Genomic DNA, 2,531 nt, shown 5'->3' with positions numbered 1-2,531 from the left:
TTGTTGGCCTCGATCAAATCGGCCCAATGGCGTAACAGACGGGCGCGGGCCCGAGGTGTACCTGTAGCCCAATCCGTGGTCTGATACGCGTGCATTGCATCTTGAACGGCCTGGTCGACAGTATCGGCGTTCGCGATCGGCAATTCGGCGCATATGGCGTTGTCGCTGGGGCGTCGAACAATCAGCGTGTTACCGGTTTCCTCGATCAAGCGGCCGCCAATGAAATGACCGTTGGGAATACGAACTGCATTGGGATCGAAATCATACATGTGAGCGCTCCACTGAAAAACGGGTTATTGAAAAGGACTCGATTGGGGTAGTCGTGGCGCCGGTGTCGATCAGTTCGGCCATCACATCGCCGACACCAGGCCCGAGCTGAAAACCGGCGCCGCAAAAGCCGAACGCATAGTACAAACCAGGCATTTTTCCACTGGGACCCATCACCGGCAGGTCGTCCGGCAGGTAGCTTTCGATCCCGCTCCACGTCCTGATGATGCGGACGTTGGCCAGGCCGGGTAACAGGCGCTGGAGTTGTGGCATCTGATTGAGCGTGCTCTCGGGATTGGGATAGGCGCGCACGCGGACAAGGTCCACTTCATTGCGCTGGCCACCGCCAAAGACGATGTTTCCGCGTGTCACCTGACGGCAATAGACGGTCTCATGTTCGTGAGGACTACTGTGGCTGAGCGACGGCAGAATACGATAGGGCAACGGTTCTGTAACACCCATCTGCGGGCCGCGCGCTACCAGGGGGACCGGTTCGCCGAGGCTGGCCGCCATGGAACCGGCCCACGCACCTGCTGTGATCAACAGAGTCGGCGCACGAAAACCAGCCCCGCCGCGGGTACTGACGTGGAAGTCTTCCCCGGTTTTCACGATGGACAGGACTTCGGTGTTCTCCTCCACACGAGCTCCGGCGCGTCGTGCGGCCCGTCCAAAGGCCGGCGCAACCAATCTGGGATTGGCGTGTCCATCCAGAGGGCTATAGGAACCTAGAACCGCTTCCCGGCCGATATATGGGAATTTTTGTCTCAGGGTAGTCGAATTGAGCAATTCCAGATCAAGGCCATAGGCCTTGGCCTCGAGCGCATATGCCTCCACCTTTGCAGCCTGCTCAGGGCGTATACACACGCGCAAGTGGCCGGCGTGTATCATTTCGCAATCTTCGCCCACAAGGCTGGAGAGACGCCGCCAGATGCCGTAGGAACGGTTGGATAGTGGCAGCTGCACCAAATAGCGGCCCTGTCGGCGGACATTACCGAAATTTACGCCGCTTGCCTGCTGCCCGACGAGGCCGCGTTCCAGCAGAATCACCGAGCGACCTCGCTCACGCAGAAAAAGGGCAGCGGAGGCGCCCATGATGCCGCCTCCAATGATGATCACGTCAGCGGCATCGGATGGTATCGTGTTCTGAATGCTCATTGCGACGGCTTCCTGCTGTAAGTGGTCGGCAGAGGCTTGACAGGGGCCTGCCCACGCAGACGCCCTGTGGATTCCAGCGGAGCCTTGCGGGCATCGGCGAGGATCTCCGCGGCGGCAGAACCGCAAAAACGTCCCTGGCAGCGCCCCATCCCAACTCGAACGAGCGCCTTGGCCCGGTTCAGTTCAGGTGCGAACTTATCGACCGCGCTGCGCCGAACATCACCGGCGGTGATAGCCTCGCAGCGACACAAAATAACGTCATCGGCGACGGATCGGGCCAACTCACTTGGCCAGGGAAAGGCTTTTGCCAGACCTCGCCGAAACATCTCCATTTTGCGTTGTTGTTTCCGCAGGGCGGCACATTGCTTGACATCGATGGGCTTGCCAAGATCTTCAAGCAATGCCAGGGCAGCGAGCTGGCCGGAGATCTCCGCTGCATCCGCACCCAGCACTCGTGCGCCATCGCCCGCAACATAAATGCCAAACACGCTTGTGCGTCCGTCAATATCTGATTCAGGCGCCCATTGGGCGAGCGTCTCATCGAAGATGAAGCGGCATCTGGCCAGATCTGCCAACTGCGTTTCGCTTCGAAGGTGAAAACCCATCGCGACCGCATCGCAAGCGAGGAAGCGCTCTTGGCCGGATGCGTCGGTGTATTGCACGCCTTCCACAGACCCGTGGCCCTGGATCTCTAATGGTCGAACACCGCTATAGACCGGTACCTTACGCTTCCAAAGCTGGGCCCTGTAGTACATGCCTTTGGCCAACAGCATGGGGCGGGAGGCCATCTGCGGCAGAGCGCGCAGTTGCCCGTCGAAAGGAGAAGTGTCGAGGACGGCGACTACATTGACGCCCGCCTTTGCGTACTGGTAACTCACCATATAAAGCAAAGGGCCGGTACCCATGAAAACGACGGAACGGCCAATTGCACAGGCCTGCGCTTTTAACGCAATCTGCGCGGCACCCAAACTGTAGCAACCGGGCAGAGTCCAACCTTTCACTGGCAGCAGGCGGTCCGTTGCACCGGTCGCCAGGATCATGGCGTCAAACTCAATTTTTTGAGGAACGTCGTCCTGCATCGTATGCAGGGTATTGCCGTAGACGCTCCA

3 protein-coding genes are annotated in these 2,531 nt (G+C 59.3%); all 3 read right to left on the bottom strand.

Translation table 11 applies throughout. The features are described from left to right. On the bottom strand, nt 1-269 hold a 269-nt coding region (locus tag D3872_RS22405; RefSeq protein ID WP_119812855.1), incomplete at its 3' end, for an aldehyde dehydrogenase family protein. After that, entirely contained in the window at nt 262-1,422 is a 1,161-nt protein-coding gene (locus D3872_RS22400) for an NAD(P)/FAD-dependent oxidoreductase (RefSeq protein WP_119812854.1), read from the bottom strand. The genes D3872_RS22405 and D3872_RS22400, both read right to left, overlap by 8 nt. Further along, a partial coding sequence (locus tag D3872_RS22395) for an FAD/NAD(P)-dependent oxidoreductase (RefSeq protein ID WP_147373968.1) occupies nt 1,419-2,531 on the bottom strand: 1,113 nt, incomplete at its 5' end. The genes D3872_RS22400 and D3872_RS22395, both read right to left, overlap by 4 nt.

The sequence above is a fragment of the Massilia cavernae genome (assembly GCF_003590855.1).
In the GTDB taxonomy this organism is placed as follows: Bacteria; Pseudomonadota; Gammaproteobacteria; order Burkholderiales; family Burkholderiaceae_D; genus Telluria_A; species Telluria_A cavernae.
The sequence above is the reverse complement of the archived record's forward strand: the minus strand, read 5'-3'. Positions and strand labels throughout refer to the sequence as shown.